Consider the following 18,195-nt stretch of genomic DNA (forward strand, 5'->3'; position numbering starts at 1 on the left):
GCATTCCCCAATGAAAACAGCCTGCTGAAGCTGCTTTATCTGGGGCTGATGAACGCCCGGGAAAAATGGACAATGCCCATCCGGAGCTGGAATTTGACATTGTCGCAGTTAGCCATTTATTTTGACGGGCGGCTGAATAAGGTGATGACGCTGTAGTATTTTTAACGTGACACAGAATTCTGAACGCTCTCTTGAGGTAATCGCAAATGGCAACACTTGCCCGTAGGGTGGGGAAAATTATTTTTTTCATCGTCCTGATGATGGTGATCGGGCGCCTCATCAATCCGTCGGCAATTGTCGGCGACGATAATATTGTTCGACTGGCAACAGTTCTGCATGGTCAGGCTAATGCAGAGAATGTTTATGATACTCAATTCTATATCGACTTTCCGGTCATCCTGATTTTGGCGATCATCGTTTATGTGTTCGTCATGAAGTTAATCCGTATCATCAGGAGTTAAAAATAAACCCACCTGGTTTTCCGGGTGGGTTTTGGGATGACAGAGCAATAACTATCGCTCGTTCCAGTCATCGGTGTACTGGATATTCCCGTCTACATAGCGCCAGGTAACCCGCTCATACATCAGAGAAACAGATTCCATATGGTTAATCTGAGAGTTGCCGGATAGTTTAGCGTTCGGCATACCCGGGTTAACGCCGGTAATTTTCACCCCCTCGAACAGCATAACGAAGTAAGCCTCTTCCTGGCCTGCATGATTGATGCGATACCATTTTATTTCGGCGCTTTTCAGCGTCTGCCCCTTAGAAACGGCTTTATAGAGGTATGGGCTTGATGAATCGAATTCTTTCTCGATCATCACTGGCGAGTGGCTACGGGTGCCGGTGATTTTTCCTGTATTGCTGTCTACGGGCAGATTTAACCCGTGGCTGAATCCTACCACTTCAATACTGCCTTCGCGATCCTGAACATCCACAGAACCTTTGATGTCGGCGCCGCCGTCGTCCTTAAGCCACATATAAGCTGGTATTGGCACTTTTCATCCTCATTGTGTGATTTATATCCATGGAAATCGCATGGTATCACAAAGCAATCCATGCAAAAGGGGAGGGGGGGTTATAGGGAGAGCATCATTATTTCTTCTGGTTCGCCTCGGCCATTTGCTGGGAGCGCGGGTCATTCGTCCCGGGGAGTTTCTGCGAATTCTGGCGAATGATTTTATCGGGCATTGCGGGGGGATTTTGGGGGCGTTTTGGTATTTGGGGGCGTTAAAAAGGCTGTATATGTTCACATATGTCCGATTGGCGTGATTGTTAACCCATTGTTTTTTTAGAAATATTTAATTCTTACAATAAGTTAATAATCTTGATAGTATACCCCCCTATAGTATCCGGAGGGCAGTTATGCCACACTCACCTGAAGATAAAAAACGGATCCTCACCCGGGTGCGCCGCATCCGTGGGCAGGTCGAAGCCCTGGAGCGCGCGCTGGAAGGAGGGGAGTCCTGCTCCGCCATACTTCAGCAGATAGCCGCGGTACGCGGGGCAGCCAACGGCCTGATGGGCGAGATGGTGGAGATCCACCTGAAAGACGAACTGGTCAGCGGCGATACCACGCCGGACCAGCGGGGGGCGCGAATGGCGGAAATTGGTCAGCTTATCCGCGCCTATCTGAAATAACTCACCTGGCAAACAGGGGAAGGAAGATGATGAAATCACGTGCAGCCGTTGCATTCGGCCCGGGCAAGCCGCTGGAGATTGTCGAGATTGACGTAGCGCCGCCGAAAAAGGGCGAAGTGCTGGTGAAAATCACCCATACCGGCGTGTGCCATACCGATGCGTTCACTCTTTCCGGTGACGATCCCGAAGGCGTTTTCCCGGCGGTACTGGGCCACGAAGGCGGCGGTATTGTGGTGGAAGTGGGCGAGGGCGTTACCAGCGTGAAGCCGGGCGATCACGTTATTCCGCTCTACACCGCGGAGTGCGGCGAGTGTAAATTCTGTAAGTCGGGGAAAACCAACCTTTGCCAGGCGGTACGCGCCACCCAGGGCAAAGGGCTGATGCCGGACGGCACCACCCGTTTTTCCTACAACGGCGAACCCATCTATCACTACATGGGCACCAGCACCTTTAGCGAATACACCGTGGTAGCCGAAATTTCACTGGCTAAGGTCAACCCGCAGGCGCCGCTGGATAAGGTCTGCCTGCTGGGCTGCGGCGTCACCACCGGCATCGGCGCGGTTCACAATACCGCGAAGGTGAAAGAGGGCGATAGCGTAGCCATTTTCGGTCTGGGCGGTATTGGGCTTGCGGCAATCCAGGGGGCGGTACAGGCGAAAGCCGGGCGGATTATTGCCATCGACACCAACCCCGAGAAGTTCAAACTGGCGCAGGAGATGGGCGCCACCGACGTGGTGAACCCGAAGGATCACGATCGCCCGATCCAGGAGGTGATTGTCGAAATGACCGACGGCGGCGTTGATTTCAGCTTCGAATGTATCGGCAACGTGGACGTGATGCGCGCGGCGCTGGAATGCTGCCATAAAGGCTGGGGCGAAAGCGTGATCATCGGCGTGGCTGGCGCCGGGCAGGAGATCCGTACCCGTCCGTTCCAGCTGGTTACCGGGCGCGTATGGCGCGGCTCTGCCTTTGGCGGCGTAAAGGGGCGCACTCAGTTGCCGGGCATGGTGGAAGAGGCCATGGCGGGAAAAATCCGCCTCGATCCCTTTATTACTCACCGCCTGCCGCTCTCAAAGATTAACGAGGCGTTTGACCTGATGCACGAAGGTAAATCGATTCGTACCGTCATCCACTTCGGCGACGAATAAGCCCGTTCCTTTCTGGCCGGTGATGCCCGTCACCGGCCTTATTCATCTTTAGTTTCATTACGTTACCATTGCCTTGCGCTACATAAAGCCATTGCATTTCGTGATTGCGGCGAGTATAACGCTTCTCTTATGTCAGATGTTTAGACGTCTATACGTAAAGAAGGCAGTATGCAGGATAACTCAAATCAAGGCGTTTTTCGCCGAATCATGAAGACACGCCACCTGGTGATGCTGTCGCTGGGCGGGGTGATCGGCACCGGGCTGTTTTTTAATACCGGTTATATTATTTCCACCACCGGGGCGGCGGGGACGCTGCTGGCCTATCTGATTGGCGCGCTGGTGGTGTGGCTGGTGATGCAGTGCCTGGGAGAACTGTCGGTCGCCATGCCGGAAACCGGCGCCTTTCACGTTTACGCCGCCCGCTACCTGAGCCCGGCCACCGGCTACACCGTGGCCTGGCTCTACTGGCTGACCTGGACCGTGGCGCTGGGCTCCAGTTTTACCGCCGCCGGGTTCTGTATGCAGTACTGGTTTCCTTCGGTGCCGGTATGGGTCTGGTGCCTTGCTTTCTGTGTCGCCATCTTTGCCATGAATGTCTTTTCGGCCCGCATTTTCGCTGAAGGAGAGTTCTGGTTTTCGCTGATAAAGGTGATCACCATTCTGGCCTTTATTATTCTGGGGGGCGCCGCGATGTTCGGCATTATTCCGCTGCGCGACGGTACCCCGGCGCCGTTTTTCAGCCACCTGACCGAAGGCGGTCTGCTGCCTCACGGCGTGCTGCCCATCATGATGACCATGGTGGCGGTGAACTTCGCCTTTTCCGGCACTGAGCTTATCGGGATAGCCGCCGGGGAGACCGCCGATCCTCACAGGGTGTTGCCCATTGCCATTCGCACCACCATTGCCCGGCTGATTCTGTTTTTTATCGGCACTGTGCTGGTGCTGGCAGCGCTGATCCCGATGGATCAGGCCGGAGTGGTGAAGAGCCCGTTCGTCCTGGTATTTGAAAAAATCGGCATTCCCTGGGCTGCGGATATCATTAACTTTGTGATACTGACGGCGATTCTCTCCGCCGCTAATTCCGGACTGTACGCTTCCGCACGCATGCTGTGGTCGCTTTCTAATGAGCGCACCCTGCCGCGCTGCTTCGCGCGCCTGACCCGACGCGGCATTCCGTTGACCGCGCTTTCCGTCAGTATGCTGGGTGGGGTACTGGCGCTGTTGACCAGCATCGTGGCGCCGGATACCGTCTTTGTGGCGCTGTCGGCCATCTCCGGTTTTGCGGTGGTGGCGGTCTGGCTGGCGATTTGCGCCTCGCACTATCAGTTCCGTCGCCACCATCTGCGCAGCGGCGGCACTCTGGCGCAGTTGCACTATCGTGCGCCCTGGTTTCCCCTTACGCCGGTGCTGGGGTTTGCGCTCTGCCTGGTGGCCTGCGTCGGGCTGGCGTTCGATCCGGAACAGCGCATTGCCCTGTGGTGCGGGCTGCCCTTTGTGGCGCTGTGTTACGGCGCGTATTATTTGACCCGAAAACTTTCGAACCGTCGACAACAGGAGGTGACTCATGCCGCTGAATAATCCGTTAGCGCCCATTCTGGCGCGCGATCCCTTTCTGGTGCTGGATGGCGCGCTGGCCACCGAACTGGAGGCCCGCGGCTGCGATCTGACGGACAGCCTGTGGTCAGCAAAGGTACTGCTGGAACAGCCTGAGCTGATTTATCAGGTTCATCTCGACTATTTTCGCGCTGGCGCTCAGTGCGCGATTAGCGCCAGCTACCAGGCCAGCGAGGCGGGGTTTGCCACCCGGGGTATAGACGCCGCTCAGGCCCGGGAACTGATTATCGAAAGCGTTGCGCTGGCCCGCCAGGCGCGGGCCGACTATCTGAAGGAAAAACCGCAAGACGGGCCGCTGCTGGTGGCGGGATCGGTGGGGCCTTACGGCGCCTTTCTGGCGGATGGCTCTGAATATCGCGGCGACTATCAGCGCAGCGCGGCGCAGTTCACTGATTTTCACCGGCCGCGTATCGCGGCGCTGGTGGAAGGGGGCGTCGACCTGCTGGCCTGCGAAACGCTGCCCTCATTCAGCGAACTTCAGGCGCTGACCGCGCTGCTGGGGCAGGCGTTTCCTCATACCGGCGCCTGGTTCACCTTTACGCTGTGCGATGCTGAACACCTGAGCGACGGCACGCCGCTTAGCCAGGTGGTGGCGCATCTGAACGCGTTTCCGCAGGCGCTGGCGCTGGGAATTAACTGCGTGGCGCTGGAATCCACCGACGCCGCGCTGCGCCATCTCTCTTCGCTGACTGCGCTACCGCTGGTGGTCTATCCCAATTCCGGCGAAACCTATGACGCCGCCAGCAAGCGCTGGTCACATGGCGGCGAAGTCGCTCACCGGCTGGTGGATCATCTGCCCGCCTGGCTGGGGGACGGAGCGCGCCTGATCGGTGGATGTTGCCGAACCACGCCTGATGATATCGCGGCGCTGGCCGCGGTTCGGCGCCGGGCATAAAAAGGTTCATCGCGGATTAGCGTGAAACGGGAGCTACGGCGGTTAACCCATTTTCTGGAAACGGGCAGCGCCGGGGAAGGTTACGTTCACCTTAGTGACTGGCTGAAATCCATCACCAGGTGGGTGTCTTCCGTCATCAGCAGACCATAAAGGCGCTGGATATCCAGCGCTTCAACGTTCATCGCAGCCCCGTTATTCCATAACTTCAGCCCGTTAGCCGCGCACAGCCGCAGCCAGGTCATCAACGCCGCCGCCAGCAGGGAACAGACCTCTTTACTGCGTGAACACTCCACCGTCGTGCTGCGTTCCGCGGCAAGATGATTAATAAAAATGCTGATATCGGAAGGGGGAATCAGTGCCTGGAGATCGGGCACCACCATAAGTGAGGCGCGTTCGGAAAGGGTAAGTTTAAGAGTGGCAGCTAACATGAAATTCCGCTGAAGTAACAACTGGCGTTACCCTACCTGATAACGGCGCTTTTTAAAAGGGTTTTGGTGGTATTAGCGCTTGTTCCGCGGCGCCAGGCCATGAAGGATTTAATAATCATAGGATTATTAAATCTTAACGGGTAACGAAGATCATGCCGGGACGGATGCAATCTGGCGCTAAGCGATTTTGGTTACTGCCAGTAAAACCCTTTTTTTAATACCATCACTAACTTATTGATTTTACATTATCGTTAAGCGGCATCGGAAAAAAGGGGCTGATAGCGTAAATCACGGATTTCCCTTTTCATAACAGAGGGGTAGTGCTATTTTGCTTCAGTGCACTGCCGTACAGGCAGCTTAGAAAGCCAATGGACTTCGACGACGACATCCCCTTTGGTGCACTGCCGTACAGGCAGCTTAGAAAAAAAGAGCCCCGACACCGGAACAGGTGCTAACGTGCACTGCCGTACAGGCAGCTTAGAAATTGGAAATACTGAAGGTATTAAGCGCAGTTTTGTGCACTGCCGTACAGGCAGCTTAGAAATCTTTCAGTCGGTTCAGATCGTCAGGAGAGGGGTGCACTGCCGTACAGGCAGCTTAGAAATGTGCGGTGCCAACCTGCGCGGTGCCAACCTGGTGCACTGCCGTACAGGCAGCTTAGAAAAATAACGGCTTTCTGCCTGCTGGGTATTTCTGGTGCACTGCCGTACAGGCAGCTTAGAAAAGTCCAGGAGGGTTCATGGACAGTTTTGACTAGTGCACTGCCGTACAGGCAGCTTAGAAATATCACTATGTTTTACAAACCAATCCAACGCAGTGCACTGCCGTACAGGCAGCTTAGAAAAACAAGTGCAGCATGGAATGTGCATATTAAGGGTGCACTGCCGTACAGGCAGCTTAGAAAGGTAGATTGCACAGAGTTCGCCGCGGATTACTGTGCACTGCCGTACAGGCAGCTTAGAAATGCACCCTGCTATACACCTCAGCATCCAAACGGTGCACTGCCGTACAGGCAGCTTAGAAAAGTGGCTATGTTCGCTGGGATGGGGTCTCCGGGTGCACTGCCGTACAGGCAGCTTAGAAAATACCGAAAATCTGCACGTGCTGGAATTTCGGGTGCACTGCCGTACAGGCAGCTTAGAAAGCGCGGAGCTGCTCTCTGTCGATGGCATCATTGTGCACTGCCGTACAGGCAGCTTAGAAACCACCCGGCGAAATGCCGGGTGCTTTGCAAAGGTGCACTGCCGTACAGGCAGCTTAGAAACGGAAGCGTGTCGTTCTGGCCGTTCCAGTTGTTGTGCACTGCCGTACAGGCAGCTTAGAAATGAAATTCGTCAGTGACAAATCTCAGCTTCAGGTGCACTGCCGTACAGGCAGCTTAGAAAGTACCGCGGTAAAACGATCCCAGTTATCTGGGGTGCACTGCCGTACAGGCAGCTTAGAAAGTTGCCGTCTGGCAGCTTGTAATCTTTCTCTTGTGCACTGCCGTACAGGCAGCTTAGAAACGCGATGATTCGAGTAACTCAGGGATTGTGATGTGCACTGCCGTACAGGCAGCTTAGAAATCGGCAGATGTCACGAACAGAGCCTATTTCGTAGTGCACTGCCGTACAGGCAGCTTAGAAATGCTGCTACCCCCTGAGAGCAGAGCCGCGCCGGTGCACTGCCGTACAGGCAGCTTAGAAAATAAACCGGATCGAATCCGCCCACCTTCTCGATGTGCACTGCCGTACAGGCAGCTTAGAAAAGCGCGGGGGTATTTGTGAGCGCGGCGTGCAGGTGCACTGCCGTACAGGCAGCTTAGAAATAAAAGCCGCCTTCTGGATGAAGCTATTAGCGGTGAACTGCCGCACAGGCAGCCTGGTAGGTCAGGAGCCCGTAGTTTACCGTAGCCAGCCAGCTTGCCTCGTTTGTCCTGCATATAGCGCTAATGAGATTAGATTGGCGGGAAGAATATGTCAGTAAAATCGCTGAAAAACGCGCCGGGTTTGTGTTGCATGCGGATGTTTTCTGATTAAAGACCGTGCAGGCGTCCTGGCCGTCATCAAAACTGCAAATGAATCTTAACGGGACGGTGGCGCCGAATAATATTTTCCCAGGCCAGATTGCTAATGGTAAATATGGGGGAGTTCCGCTCGCTGGCCGCTATGGGCGAAGATGCCATACCCTGTTCACAGCCGTTCCGGTCGGCCACTGTAGAAAATAAAACAATGTTTTGTAATAAGATATTGATGTGAATCAGTGGTTTTTGATTTTTCTCCGCTATGTTACAGATAAGGAATCAGATGTATTTCTCATTAATTCAGACGGAATGATGCTATTTATAGCCCTGATATGGAAATCCTGACACAGGGAAGTTATGAAATGTTAATGCCTTCAGACCTTAAAACCATTCTTCATTCAAAACGTGCAAATATTTATTATCTGCAATATTGCAGGGTACTGGTTAATGGCGGACGGGTGGAATATGTCACCGACGAGGGCAAAGAGTCGCTGTACTGGAATATCCCCATTGCGAATACCACCGTGGTGATGCTGGGTAGCGGAACTTCGGTGACCCAGGCGGCAATGCGTGAATTTGCGCGCGCGGGTGTGCTGGTTGGCTTCTGCGGCGGCGGAGGTACGCCTTTGTATGCCGGAAATGAAGTGGATGTTGATGTCTCCTGGCTCACGCCGCAGAGCGAATATCGTCCTACCGAATATCTTCAGAACTGGGTGTCATTCTGGTTCGATGATGAGCAACGACTTGCCGCAGCGCAACACTTTCAGCTTATCCGCCTTACGCAAATAGAGCGCTACTGGCTCGGTTCCACGATGCAGCGTGAAAATCGTTTCCAGATCGCATCGACGCGGCTGGTCGAAACGCTTTCCCGCTTTCGTGAAGGTATTGCCGCCGCTTCATCCCAGAACGAGCTGATGCTTCAGGAAGCCCTGCTGACTAAAACGCTCTATAAACTTGCCAGCCAGGCCGTGCAGTACGGTGATTTTACCCGCGCCAAACGCGGAGGGGGACTGGATACGGCCAATCGCTTTCTCGATCATGGTAACTATCTGGCTTATGGCCTGGCGGCCGTGGCGACGTGGGTAACGGGGATCCCGCAGGGGCTGGCCGTGCTGCACGGCAAAACGCGGCGCGGCGGGCTGGTTTTCGATCTCGCGGATCTGATTAAAGACGCGCTAATCTTGCCGCAGGCCTTTATTGCCGCGATGGCGGGCGAGGATGAACAGACTTTTCGCCAGCGCTGTATTACCGGCTTTCAACGCTCCGGGGCGCTCGATTTATTAATCACCTCATTGCAGGAAACCTCCGCCAAATTCGGGATGCGGCAGGCATGAATATTTTGCTTATCTCTCAGTGCAGCAAAAAAGCCCGGGAGCAAAGCTGCCAGATTCTGGATCAGTTTGCTGAACGCACCGGCAGCGCGGCCTGGCAAACGGCGATGACGCAGGAAGGTCTTGAAACCCTTCGCCGCCTGCTGCGTAAAACGGCTCGTCGTAATACGGCGGTGGCCTGCCACTGGATTAAAAAAAGTGGGCAAACCGAGCTGCTGTGGATAGTCGGCAATGCCCGGCAATTCAGCGCTACCGGCGCGGTGCCAACCCACCGTACCTCGCGCGATATTTTGCGCGCCCGGCATGAATCGCAGTGGCGCAGCGCGGAAAGTATCGCGTTACTCGCGGGCATCGCCGGGCTGTTTCATGATTTTGGCAAAGCCGGTGCGCTGTTTCAGTCCGGGCTGCGCGGCAAAGGCAAAAAGTCCTTTCAGCCGTTTCGCCATGAATGGATCTCTGTCCGCCTGTTTCAGGCCTTTGTCGGGGAGAAAACCGATAAACAATGGCTGTCGCAGCTGGGTGAGGTGAGCGTTAAAGAAGAAGCCGCTCTGTTGGAGCGGCTGCGTAAAGATAATCAGGATAGCCACGATAGCCCGTTTACCGGTTTGCCGCCGCTGGCCCAGGCCGTGGCCTGGCTGATTTTATCGCACCACCGTCTGCCGCAGTATCTCGGTGACAAGGCAACGCCAGCCCTGCGGCCCGATGGGAACTGGCTGACCGGGCAGCTTAACGCCGACTGGAACGCGCGGAATCATGTGAATCAGGACTGGAACGAGAAGGACTTCCAGCAGGTCTGGCGTTTTGAAGCGGGTACGCCGCTGCGCAGCCGCACCTGGCAGAAGAAAGCCCGGCAGTTGGCTAAGCGCGCCGCTCACGCCGTGTCGCTTCACGAATTTGGCAGTCTGGCGCAAAGCTTTACGGTGCACCTTGCCCGCCTGTCATTGATGCTGGCGGACCATTATTACTCCTCGCTGCCGCCCGTTTTGGCCTGGCAGGATGAAAATTTTCAGGCATGGGCGAACACCGATCGCCAGACCGGCAAACTGAAGCAAAAGCTGGATGAGCATAACGCAGGTGTGGCGCATCATGCTTTGCTGTTCGGTCGATCGCTGTCTGCATTACGCCGACATCTACCGGCTATCACCCGGCATAAGGGGTTCAGGGAGCGGGCGAAGGACGAACGCTTCCGCTGGCAAAATCGCGCCTGGGACGTGGCGGAAGGCCTGCGTGACGCTTCCCGTCAGCAGGGCTTTTTTGGGATCAATATGGCTTCAACAGGCTGTGGCAAAACCTTTGCCAATGCCCGCATTATGTACGCGCTATCGCAGCAGGAAGAGGGCTGTCGATTTAGCGTGGCGCTTGGTTTACGCACGCTGACCCTGCAGACGGGCGACGCGCTCCGCAGCCGACTCGGGCTGGGAGAGGACGACCTGGCCGTCCTGACAGGTTCCCCGGCGGTAAGGGAACTGCATACCGCCCCGGATGCCGACCAGGGCAGCACCTCGGCGGAAGCCCTTTTTGAGCGGCATCAGTATGTGCACTATGACGGTGTGGTCAGCCAGGGGCCGCTTCGCCAGATGTTTGACCGCGACAGTAAGCTCAGCAAGCTGGTCAACGCCCCGGTGCTGGTCGCCACCGTCGATCACCTCATGCCCGCCACCGAAGGCGTGCGCGGCGGCAGGCAAATTGCCCCGATGCTGCGCCTGTTGACCAGCGATCTGGTGCTGGACGAGCCGGACGATTTCGATATTGCCGATCAGCATGCGCTATGTCGGCTGGTTAACTGGGCGGGAATGCTCGGCGGACGCGTGCTGCTCTCATCCGCCACGCTGCCCCCCGCGCTGGTTCAGGCGCTGTTTTCCGCCTATTGCACGGGGCGCAAGGCTTATCAGCAAGCCTGCGGCGAACCGGGGCTGGCGCTTAACGTGTGCTGCGCCTGGTTTGATGAAGATGAATCGTGCAGTCAGTCATTCGCCGCTCCCGGTGATTTTTATCGCGCTCACTGTGAGTTTGCCGGGCGGCGAGCAAAACGGCTGCCGCTGAAACACGTTCTGCGTCAGGCGGATCTGGTGAACGTCGCACCTGTATCAACCCGTGCCGATGACGTGACTGGGGCCGTGGCCGAAGCCCTGCACCGGGAAATGCTACGGCTGCATTCGGCTCATCATCAGCAGCATGACAGCGGCAAAACCGTTTCGCTTGGGCTGGTGAGAATGGCCAATATCAACCCTCTGGTGGCTACGGCTCAGGCGCTAATGCAGATCCCTTCTCCGGCGGGCTACTGCCTTCACTACTGCGTTTATCACGGGCAGCACCCTCTGGCGGTGCGTTCGCATATCGAAAAGCGGCTTGACGCGGCCTTCGCCCGGCATAACGGGCAGGCGCTGTGGCAGCAGCCTGAGATTGCCGAAGCGCTCAATCATCATCCCGCCCGGCATCATCTGTTTGTGGTGCTGGCAACCTCGGTTGTAGAAGTGGGCCGCGACTGGGATGCGGACTGGGGGATGATTGAACCCAGCTCCATGCGATCCCTTATTCAGTTCGCCGGGCGTATTCAGCGCCATCGCCAGCGGGCGCCGCAGCAGGCTAATATGCTGATCCTCAGTAAAAATATTCGCGCCATGCAGCGAAAAACGCCCGCCTACTGCAATCCCGGTTTTGAAACCAGACGATTCCAGCTGGTCAGCCACGATCTGAACGAACTGCTGGCCGTGGAGCAGTACCGCTTTATTAATGCCGTACCGCGCATTCTGGACGTGAAAGACAAATTTACCCCCGGCGTGCCGTTTCAAAATCTGGCCGTTCTGGAGCACGTGCGTTTACGCGAAGAGCTGATGGGCCGGAGCGAACAATATCCAGTGGCCGCACACTGGTGGCGGCTGCCGGTTAACTGGAGCGGCGAACTGCAAAGGCGCACGCCGTTTCGCCTGTCGCAGGCGGAAAGCCAGTTTTTCGTTCGCATGGAGGATGAGTTCGACGAGCCAAAATTTATGTTTCGCGATGAAAGTACGGCGGGCTGGAAGGCCTCGGAGCTGTTTTCAGAGCCTGTTCCGCTCGAAATGGCGCCTGGGGTTAAAGCATGGCTAAACACGGATTACGCGCAGGTGCTGCTGGCGCTGGCGGAAGCGCAGGACAAAGAGCCGGGCCTGATTAGCGAGCGGTATGGGGAAATTAATTTAAGAAAGGATGAAGAAGGCGAAGGCTGGCTCTGGCACCCGGTGCTGGGCGTGTTCAGGGATCTTTAAGGAGTAAAAATGTCACAAACAGGACTGACGAATTTTATCGTCGAATACATTGCGGGGCGCAGGCAGGCGAAGCTCGACGCCTTCGATAAAGACGCGGCTAAGCGCTTAGCCGCGGCAGGGGAAAGTGAACGTACTCAGCTGGATGGCGAGCTGCTACAGAAGCGCAGGGAGCTGGAGTTACGCTATGAGCCCCGAGCCTGGTTAACGGATGCAGCTAATCGAGCCGGGCAAATTAGCCTGGTGACCCATGCGGCGAAGTTCACCCACGGTGATTCGAAAAGCAGCAGCATCTTTACCCGGACTACGGAAAACGACGGCTATCTTTCTACCGCGACCCTGAGCAAAGCGACGGCGGATGCGGTGGGAAATGCGGCCGCGCTGGATGTCGCAAAGCTGCTGCAAACGGAGGTCGAGGGGGATTCGTTGCTCGCCTGTTTACAGAGGGGCGATAGTTCACCGCTGGCGAAACTGGCTGAAAACGATACGCAGCTGGCGCAGTGGCTGGAAGGTTTTTCCCGAACCTTAACCACGAAACAGCCTGCCTCCCATAAGCTCGCCAAACAACTCTATTTTCCGGTGGGCGAAGATTATCACCTTATCAGCCCGTTATTCTCCTCCTCGCTTGCTCAGGCGCTGCATCAGCGTCTGGTCGCGATACGTTTTGGTGAAGAGGCGAAGGAACTCTGGAAAGCCCGCCGCGAAAAGCGCTGGCACGCGCAGGCGCTGGTTCTTTTCCCCAACACCGCCGTAATGAACTTTGGCGGCACCAAACCACAGAATATTTCGGCGCTTAATAGCGGGCGGGGCGGGCGAGTCTGGCTGTTATCCGCTGCGGCCCCGCAGTGGGAAACGCAGATCAAGCCGCCACTGGGTATGAAAACGCTGTTCGGCCAGGGGCCGTTTGAGCGCAGCACCCGGCCCATTCGCAGTCGGCTTACCGACCTGCTTATCAAAACGGGTGACGATAAAAACTACCAGATCCGCCGCGCCCGCGATCGCTATATCGACGAAATCATCGACATATTGTTCAGCATTGCGGCAGACATCCAGCGCCTGGAGTGGGCGGGCTGGACGCAGGATGAAAAATGCACGCTGAAGCCTCACCAGCGGCTCTGGCTCGATCCCTGGCGGGCAAAAACAGACGATGCCTTTTACCAGCAGCGCGATAAAGACGACTGGCAGGATTCAGTCGCGGAAGATTTTGCCCTGTGGCTGAACGCGCATCTGCGTCGGGCCGAACTGAGCGTGGGCAAAACGGAAAAAACGCAGTGGCAGACGAAGCCGCTGTTTAGCCGTCGGCTGCGCGAAATGGAGCAGGCCATCAGGAGGTATCGCCATGAGTAACGTGATTATTTTGCCGTGGCTGGCGGTCGAAAACGCCAACGCCGTGGCGGGGCTAACCTGGGGATTTCCAGCGATCACCCATTTTTTAGGCTACACGCACGCGCTTTCCCGCAAACTAAAAATCAGCCACGGATTAACGCTGGAAGGCTGCGGTGTGATTTGTCACCGTCACCAGTTGCATGCTTATTCCTCCGGGCGTGATTATCAGTTCGCGCTGACGCGTAATCCGCTGACCCGCGAAGGCAAAACCGCTTCCTTCAATGAAGAAGGGCGTATGCACTTTACCGTTTCGCTGGTGCTGGAATGCCACGGCGAGATCCCTAACGGCGACGTTGGTCTGCGGGCGTTAGCGGAGCATCTGCAAACGCTGTGCCAGACGCAAAAGCTGGCGGGGGGCACGATTATCGGACTGCGCAAGGTGCAGATTGGCAGCATAAACAATCTTAAATCGATGCTTTACGGGCTGATGCCTGGCTTTGTGCTGCGTGACCGTTCGGCCTGGCTTACGGAGCACTATCAGAGCCTCCGGCAAACGAATCCCGATGCCGAGATGATAGACGCCTGGCTTGATTTCGCCGCGCTAAAAATGGCGGCTGAAAGCGCGGAGCAGCCCGAGGGAGCCGTCTCCTGGAGCTATCAGGCGAAACCTTTCCCCGGCTATCTGGTACCGCTGATGACCGGCTGGCAGCGCATTTCTGAGCTTTATGAGCCAGGCACCGTCGCCCACGCTCGCGACGGCGAAACGCCTTTTTGTTTTGCTGAGGCGGTTTATGGCGTAGGGGAATGGGCTGGGGTACATCGCATTAAGGATGCGCACGAGCTGTTCTGGCGCTACCACACGACCAAAACCGGTTATTACTGCTGCGGGCAGGCGCTGCCTGACGACGAGCAGGAAGAAGAATCTCACTATTACGATACATTTTAAGGGACGGAAAAATGGCTAAATCATCTGTGATCAAAACGGCATCAGTACTGGCTTTTGAACGTAAGCTGGCAAACTCAGACGCGATGCTGTTCGCCGGAAACTGGCAGGGGGAAAGCTGGAAGCCAGTACGCATTCAGGAAAAAGCGGTGCGCGGCACGATTTCAAACCGTCTGAAGAACGCGCTGGTCAGCGATCCGGCAAAGCTTGATGCCGAAATTCAGAAAGCAAACCTGCAACGTGTGGATGTCGCCGCGCTGCCTGCGGATACCGACACGCTAAAGATGAGCTTCTCTTTGCGCGTGCTCGGTAATCTTGCGACTCCTGCGGTGTGCAACGACAGGCAGTACCAGGACGCGTTACAGCAGGTTATTGAAGGCTATATTGCCGAGCACGGCTTCGACGAGCTGGCTCTGCGCTATGCTGTCAACCTCGCTAACGGGCGCTTTTTATGGCGTAACCGGGTCGGGGCCGGGCATATTCGGGTGATTGTTAAGGGCAGTAAAGTCTGGGAGTTTAACGCCCATGATTATTCCCTGCGTGATTTTGAACAGCGCGACGGCGCCGTACAGGAACTGGCAGCAGAAGTCGCCAACGGGCTGAAAGGAGAGACTTTTGTTCTGCTTAACGTAGAGGCTTTTGTTCGTCTGGGCCAGGGACAGGAAGTTTTCCCTTCTCAGGAACTGGTGCTGGACAGTAACAGCGCTAAAAGCAAGGTTCTCTATCAGGTGGACGACGTAGCGGCGCTGCACTCCCAGAAAATTGGCAACGCGCTGCGTACCATCGATACCTGGCACCCGCTGGCCGACGAGTATGGCGCTATCGCCGTTGAGCCTTATGGTTCAGTAACCAGCCGCGGAATAGCCTGCCGTCAGCCAAAAGAAAAAATGGACTTTTATACCCTGCTGGATAACTGGGTGGTGAAAGGGCAGAAGCCGGAAGTGGAACAGCAGCATTACGTGATGGCGGTGCTGATTCGCGGCGGCGTCTTCGGCGAAAAGAGCGAGTAAGGAGTGACGATGGATCACTATCTGGAGATCCGGGTTCTTCCCGATCCTGAATTCAGCGAATCTCTGCTGATGGCGGCGCTTTTCGCCAAACTGCACCGGGCGCTGGGCGCGCGCGGGCAGGGGGATATCGGCGTAAGCTTTCCGGAACATGGTCAGACCCCTGGGGCGGTGCTGCGGCTGCACGGGAGCCGTGGCGCCCTGGATGAACTGGAAGCAGGGCGCTGGCGCGCCGGGTTGAGCGACTACTGTCGCTACTCGCCCGTGACCCCGGTTCCGGCCAATAGCCACTGGCGGGTGGTTAGTCGCGTGCAGGTAAAAAGCAGCCCGGAACGCCTGCTGCGTCGTTCAGTTCGTAAAGGCTGGCTCACCGAAGAGCAGGCTGAAGCGCGACTGCAAACCAGGCCGGTTCAGCAGACGACGCTGCCGTACCTTAATCTGAAAAGCCTGTCCGGCGGACAATCGTTCCGCTTGTTTATCCGCCACGGCGATATATTGCCGGCCCCGGTCGCCGGGCGTTTTAGCAGCTATGGGTTAAGCGCTCAGGCTACCGTTCCCTGGTTCTGAAACGCCAGACTGTTGCCGATGCCGGGCCTGGTCCCGGCGATTTTTTATCGACACCCTTTTTTTAGCGTCAAATCTAACTCATTGATTTTAAATAGCGTAGAGGAGAGCGGAGAAAAAAGGGTTTTTGCCGGAAATTAAACGTTTTTATTTATAAAACGCCGGGTTACTGCTATTTTGCTTCTGTTCACTGCCGTACAGGCAGCTTAGAAAAGACACATGACAGCTTCATGAGTGGCCTGAATGTTCACTGCCGTACAGGCAGCTTAGAAATATGGAATGACCCCTTGGGAACGTCAGTAGTGGTTCACTGCCGTACAGGCAGCTTAGAAATCCCGTTGTGCTTTCAGGTCTTTTAGCTTCTGGTTCACTGCCGTACAGGCAGCTTAGAAACACTGCGTTGGCTGTCATCGCAAGTTGGAAGAGTTCACTGCCGTACAGGCAGCTTAGAAATCCACCATCGCAAAATTCGGGTCGCACATCTCGTTCACTGCCGTACAGGCAGCTTAGAAAGTTGTCATACCGCTTTTCGCGTACAGCACCTCGTTCACTGCCGTACAGGCAGCTTAGAAAATATTTAAATTCTATGGTTTTAATGGGTTTTCGTTCACTGCCGTACAGGCAGCTTAGAAAATATCAGCCGTGACTCCCTGCAATGGGTAACGGTTCACTGCCGTACAGGCAGCTTAGAAACATAATCCACAGAAAATTGAGCCTGAATAACAGTTCACTGCCGTACAGGCAGCTTAGAAATTTGACTAAAATTATTAGGGAAGAAGATAAGGGTTCACTGCCGTACAGGCAGCTTAGAAATGGAAGGCAAGCCGATAGGCCACAAGGTTCCCGTTCACTGCCGTACAGGCAGCTTAGAAAACATGTAGAGAGACACCGCGCGGCTGTATGGGGTTCACTGCCGTACAGGCAGCTTAGAAAGACCACTACCGCCACGGCCAACACCTGAAGCAGTTCACTGCCGTACAGGCAGCAAACGATCGATTACCTCTTCTCCAGCCGGTAAAGATGGTCAGCGTGATACTGGCCGTGAAGCAGGTAGCCGTTTTCAATAACTTGCTGTAGCTGGAAAGCGCACTTTTCCAGAACCCGAACCGATCCGAGATTATCACCCAGAACCCGGGCCTCCAGGCACTGAAAACCCCCGCTATCGAAAGCGTACCGGCACAGTGCGTCCAGCGCTTCGCTGGCCGCGCCTTTTCCCTGGGCCGCCGCGCAAATGGTATAGCCGACTTCACCGCGCCGCTGCTCAGTTGCCTGGCGAGCGATGCCGGTTTCCCCCAGTGGCTGCTCAGGACAGCGAGGATCGCGGATAATCCAGGTGACGGGGGTAAAGGTTTCCTCTTGCCACGCCTTAAGACGCTGCTTAAACAGCGCCCGTATTTCGGCTGGCTGTGCCGTATCGGACATATAACGCATTAGCGTTTTATCCTGGCGTAACGCCAGAAAAAACGGCCAGTCGTTTTCGGATATAGGCTGCAGTATGAAACGCGGCGTTGAAATATTCATTGCGCTCCTTTTGCCCATAAAAAAACCACGCCGTCTGGCGTGGTTTTCAAATGTATTGCGAACTTACTTATCGGCGTCTTTGTAGACTTCAGCAACCGCTTCAAAGTTCGGGCCGTGTTCGCGAGCGGCAACGATATGGTAGTACTTGCCGCCTTTCTCGTCGGCTTTGGCGGACAGCGCATCATGCAGATCGCTCGGTGAAGAGATTGCGCCACCAGACTGGGAAACATTGATATCACCGACCTTCACTAACTTAAACTGATCGATTTCCTGTTTGGAAACCTGAGTGGCTGCAAAGGCGCTAAAGGAGAATGCAGACGCCACAATGGCGGCGATTAAAGCTGTTTTTTTCATAGTAAAGCATCCTTGTTGGGTATTGATTGGACGTAAGACACGCATATTGAGTGTAGCCCAGACGTCGAAAAAATCTTGTTTCGAGCGAAAAAAATAGTAACAGACTGATTTCTAAATTCATATGTTTGTGTCAAACGATTACTCCTGGAATGTGGCATAGATCAGAAATACGTTTAATCGTC

General features: G+C 55.5%; 15 protein-coding genes, 1 pseudogene and 2 CRISPR repeat arrays. Of the genes and pseudogenes, 12 read left to right on the forward strand and 4 right to left on the reverse strand.

Annotated elements, in window-relative coordinates:
• Together V3W49_RS06155 and V3W49_RS06160 are read left to right on the forward strand one after the other, a co-directional pair.
• Positions 1 to 156 (forward strand): annotated as a pseudogene (locus V3W49_RS06155) (IS256 family transposase); the annotation flags it as partial.
• Between the two features lie 50 nt (positions 157 to 206).
• Positions 207 to 461 (forward strand): hypothetical protein, encoded by a 255-nt coding sequence (locus tag V3W49_RS06160; protein WP_500144377.1) that lies wholly within the window; start codon positions 207 to 209, stop codon positions 459 to 461.
• 51 nt (positions 462 to 512) lie between these two features.
• Here the strand turns inward: V3W49_RS06160 and V3W49_RS06165 are convergent, their stop codons facing one another.
• The gene (locus V3W49_RS06165) at positions 513 to 995 is read right to left on the reverse strand and encodes an Hcp family type VI secretion system effector (RefSeq protein WP_500144379.1); all 483 of its coding nucleotides are present in this window, start codon (positions 993 to 995) and stop codon (positions 513 to 515) included.
• Between the two features lie 367 nt (positions 996 to 1,362).
• On the opposite strand from V3W49_RS06165, the gene V3W49_RS06170 reads away from it, so the two are divergent.
• The 4 genes from V3W49_RS06170 to mmuM all read left to right on the forward strand — a co-directional run bounded on the left by V3W49_RS06170 (position 1,363) and on the right by mmuM (position 5,295).
• Entirely contained in the window at positions 1,363 to 1,638 is a 276-nt protein-coding gene (locus V3W49_RS06170) for a metal/formaldehyde-sensitive transcriptional repressor (protein ID WP_500144380.1), read from the forward strand.
• A gap of 29 nt (positions 1,639 to 1,667) precedes the next feature.
• Positions 1,668 to 2,786 carry an S-(hydroxymethyl)glutathione dehydrogenase/class III alcohol dehydrogenase gene (locus tag V3W49_RS06175; protein WP_500144577.1) on the forward strand — a complete coding sequence of 373 codons (1,119 nt, stop codon included), beginning with the start codon at positions 1,668 to 1,670 and terminating at the stop codon, positions 2,784 to 2,786.
• 168 nt (positions 2,787 to 2,954) lie between these two features.
• Positions 2,955 to 4,364: an S-methylmethionine permease gene (gene mmuP, locus V3W49_RS06180; RefSeq protein WP_500144381.1), complete on the forward strand. Its 1,410-nt coding sequence runs from the start codon at positions 2,955 to 2,957 to the stop codon at positions 4,362 to 4,364.
• Positions 4,351 to 5,295, forward strand: a complete 945-nt coding sequence (gene mmuM / locus V3W49_RS06185) for a homocysteine S-methyltransferase (protein WP_500144383.1) — start codon at positions 4,351 to 4,353, stop codon at positions 5,293 to 5,295. Before mmuP ends, mmuM begins: the two co-directional genes overlap by 14 nt.
• 86 nt (positions 5,296 to 5,381) lie before the next feature.
• On the opposite strand, the gene V3W49_RS06190 is transcribed toward mmuM, so the two are convergent.
• A complete protein-coding gene (locus tag V3W49_RS06190) occupies positions 5,382 to 5,723 on the reverse strand; it encodes a hypothetical protein (protein ID WP_500144384.1) in 342 nt (113 codons plus the stop codon).
• 336 nt (positions 5,724 to 6,059) lie between these two features.
• A CRISPR array of direct repeats spans positions 6,060 to 7,530; the repeat unit is 28 nt; unit sequence GTGCACTGCCGTACAGGCAGCTTAGAAA.
• 557 nt (positions 7,531 to 8,087) lie between these two features.
• On the opposite strand from V3W49_RS06190, the gene cas1f reads away from it, so the two are divergent.
• The 6 genes from cas1f to cas6f are packed head-to-tail and all read left to right on the forward strand — an operon-like array spanning position 8,088 to position 16,141.
• Entirely contained in the window at positions 8,088 to 9,059 is a 972-nt protein-coding gene (gene cas1f / locus V3W49_RS06195) for a type I-F CRISPR-associated endonuclease Cas1f (RefSeq protein ID WP_500144385.1), read from the forward strand.
• Entirely contained in the window at positions 9,056 to 12,301 is a 3,246-nt protein-coding gene (gene cas3f / locus V3W49_RS06200; RefSeq protein ID WP_500144387.1) for a type I-F CRISPR-associated helicase Cas3f, read from the forward strand. Before cas1f ends, cas3f begins: the two co-directional genes overlap by 4 nt.
• Positions 12,302 to 12,310: 9 nt before the next feature.
• A complete protein-coding gene (gene csy1, locus V3W49_RS06205; protein ID WP_500144388.1) occupies positions 12,311 to 13,645 on the forward strand; it encodes a type I-F CRISPR-associated protein Csy1 in 1,335 nt (444 codons plus the stop codon).
• The gene (gene csy2 / locus V3W49_RS06210) at positions 13,638 to 14,570 is read left to right on the forward strand and encodes a type I-F CRISPR-associated protein Csy2 (RefSeq protein WP_500144389.1); all 933 of its coding nucleotides are present in this window, start codon (positions 13,638 to 13,640) and stop codon (positions 14,568 to 14,570) included. Before csy1 ends, csy2 begins: the two co-directional genes overlap by 8 nt.
• An 11-nt stretch (positions 14,571 to 14,581) precedes the next feature.
• On the forward strand, positions 14,582 to 15,577 hold the full coding sequence (csy3, locus tag V3W49_RS06215; RefSeq protein WP_500144391.1) for a type I-F CRISPR-associated protein Csy3: 996 nt from the start codon (positions 14,582 to 14,584) through the stop codon (positions 15,575 to 15,577).
• A 9-nt stretch (positions 15,578 to 15,586) separates the two neighbouring features.
• Complete coding sequence (gene cas6f, locus V3W49_RS06220) at positions 15,587 to 16,141, forward strand: type I-F CRISPR-associated endoribonuclease Cas6/Csy4 (RefSeq protein ID WP_500144392.1); 555 nt, start codon at positions 15,587 to 15,589, stop codon at positions 16,139 to 16,141.
• A 182-nt stretch (positions 16,142 to 16,323) separates the two neighbouring features.
• A CRISPR array of direct repeats spans positions 16,324 to 17,131; the repeat unit is 28 nt; unit sequence GTTCACTGCCGTACAGGCAGCTTAGAAA.
• 3 nt (positions 17,132 to 17,134) lie between these two features.
• Here the strand turns inward: cas6f and V3W49_RS06225 are convergent.
• Complete coding sequence (locus tag V3W49_RS06225; RefSeq protein WP_500144393.1) at positions 17,135 to 17,659, reverse strand: GNAT family N-acetyltransferase; 525 nt, start codon at positions 17,657 to 17,659, stop codon at positions 17,135 to 17,137.
• A 63-nt stretch (positions 17,660 to 17,722) separates the two neighbouring features.
• A complete protein-coding gene (locus V3W49_RS06230) occupies positions 17,723 to 18,013 on the reverse strand; it encodes a YdgH/BhsA/McbA family protein (protein ID WP_500144394.1) in 291 nt (96 codons plus the stop codon).
• Positions 18,014 to 18,195: the final 182 nt, after the last annotated feature.

This window comes from Rosenbergiella sp. YN46 (assembly GCF_036620675.1).
Classification (GTDB): Bacteria; Pseudomonadota; Gammaproteobacteria; order Enterobacterales; family Enterobacteriaceae; genus Jejubacter.

Excerpts from the sequence above, each read along its gene's own strand:
- V3W49_RS06160 (WP_500144377.1), top strand. The coding sequence starts at position 207 with ATGGCAACACTTGCCCGTAGGGTGGGGAAAATTATTTTTTTCATCGTC.
- V3W49_RS06170 (WP_500144380.1), top strand. The coding sequence starts at position 1,363 with ATGCCACACTCACCTGAAGATAAAAAACGGATCCTCACCCGGGTGCGC.
- V3W49_RS06175 (WP_500144577.1), top strand. The coding sequence starts at position 1,668 with ATGAAATCACGTGCAGCCGTTGCATTCGGCCCGGGCAAGCCGCTGGAG.
- mmuP (WP_500144381.1), top strand. The coding sequence starts at position 2,955 with ATGCAGGATAACTCAAATCAAGGCGTTTTTCGCCGAATCATGAAGACA.
- mmuM (WP_500144383.1), top strand. The coding sequence starts at position 4,351 with ATGCCGCTGAATAATCCGTTAGCGCCCATTCTGGCGCGCGATCCCTTT.
- V3W49_RS06190 (WP_500144384.1), bottom strand. The coding sequence starts at position 5,723 with ATGTTAGCTGCCACTCTTAAACTTACCCTTTCCGAACGCGCCTCACTT.
- cas1f (WP_500144385.1), top strand. The coding sequence starts at position 8,088 with ATGTTAATGCCTTCAGACCTTAAAACCATTCTTCATTCAAAACGTGCA.
- cas3f (WP_500144387.1), top strand. The coding sequence starts at position 9,056 with ATGAATATTTTGCTTATCTCTCAGTGCAGCAAAAAAGCCCGGGAGCAA.
- csy1 (WP_500144388.1), top strand. The coding sequence starts at position 12,311 with ATGTCACAAACAGGACTGACGAATTTTATCGTCGAATACATTGCGGGG.
- csy2 (WP_500144389.1), top strand. The coding sequence starts at position 13,638 with ATGAGTAACGTGATTATTTTGCCGTGGCTGGCGGTCGAAAACGCCAAC.
- csy3 (WP_500144391.1), top strand. The coding sequence starts at position 14,582 with ATGGCTAAATCATCTGTGATCAAAACGGCATCAGTACTGGCTTTTGAA.
- cas6f (WP_500144392.1), top strand. The coding sequence starts at position 15,587 with ATGGATCACTATCTGGAGATCCGGGTTCTTCCCGATCCTGAATTCAGC.
- V3W49_RS06225 (WP_500144393.1), bottom strand. The coding sequence starts at position 17,659 with ATGAATATTTCAACGCCGCGTTTCATACTGCAGCCTATATCCGAAAAC.
- V3W49_RS06230 (WP_500144394.1), bottom strand. The coding sequence starts at position 18,013 with ATGAAAAAAACAGCTTTAATCGCCGCCATTGTGGCGTCTGCATTCTCC.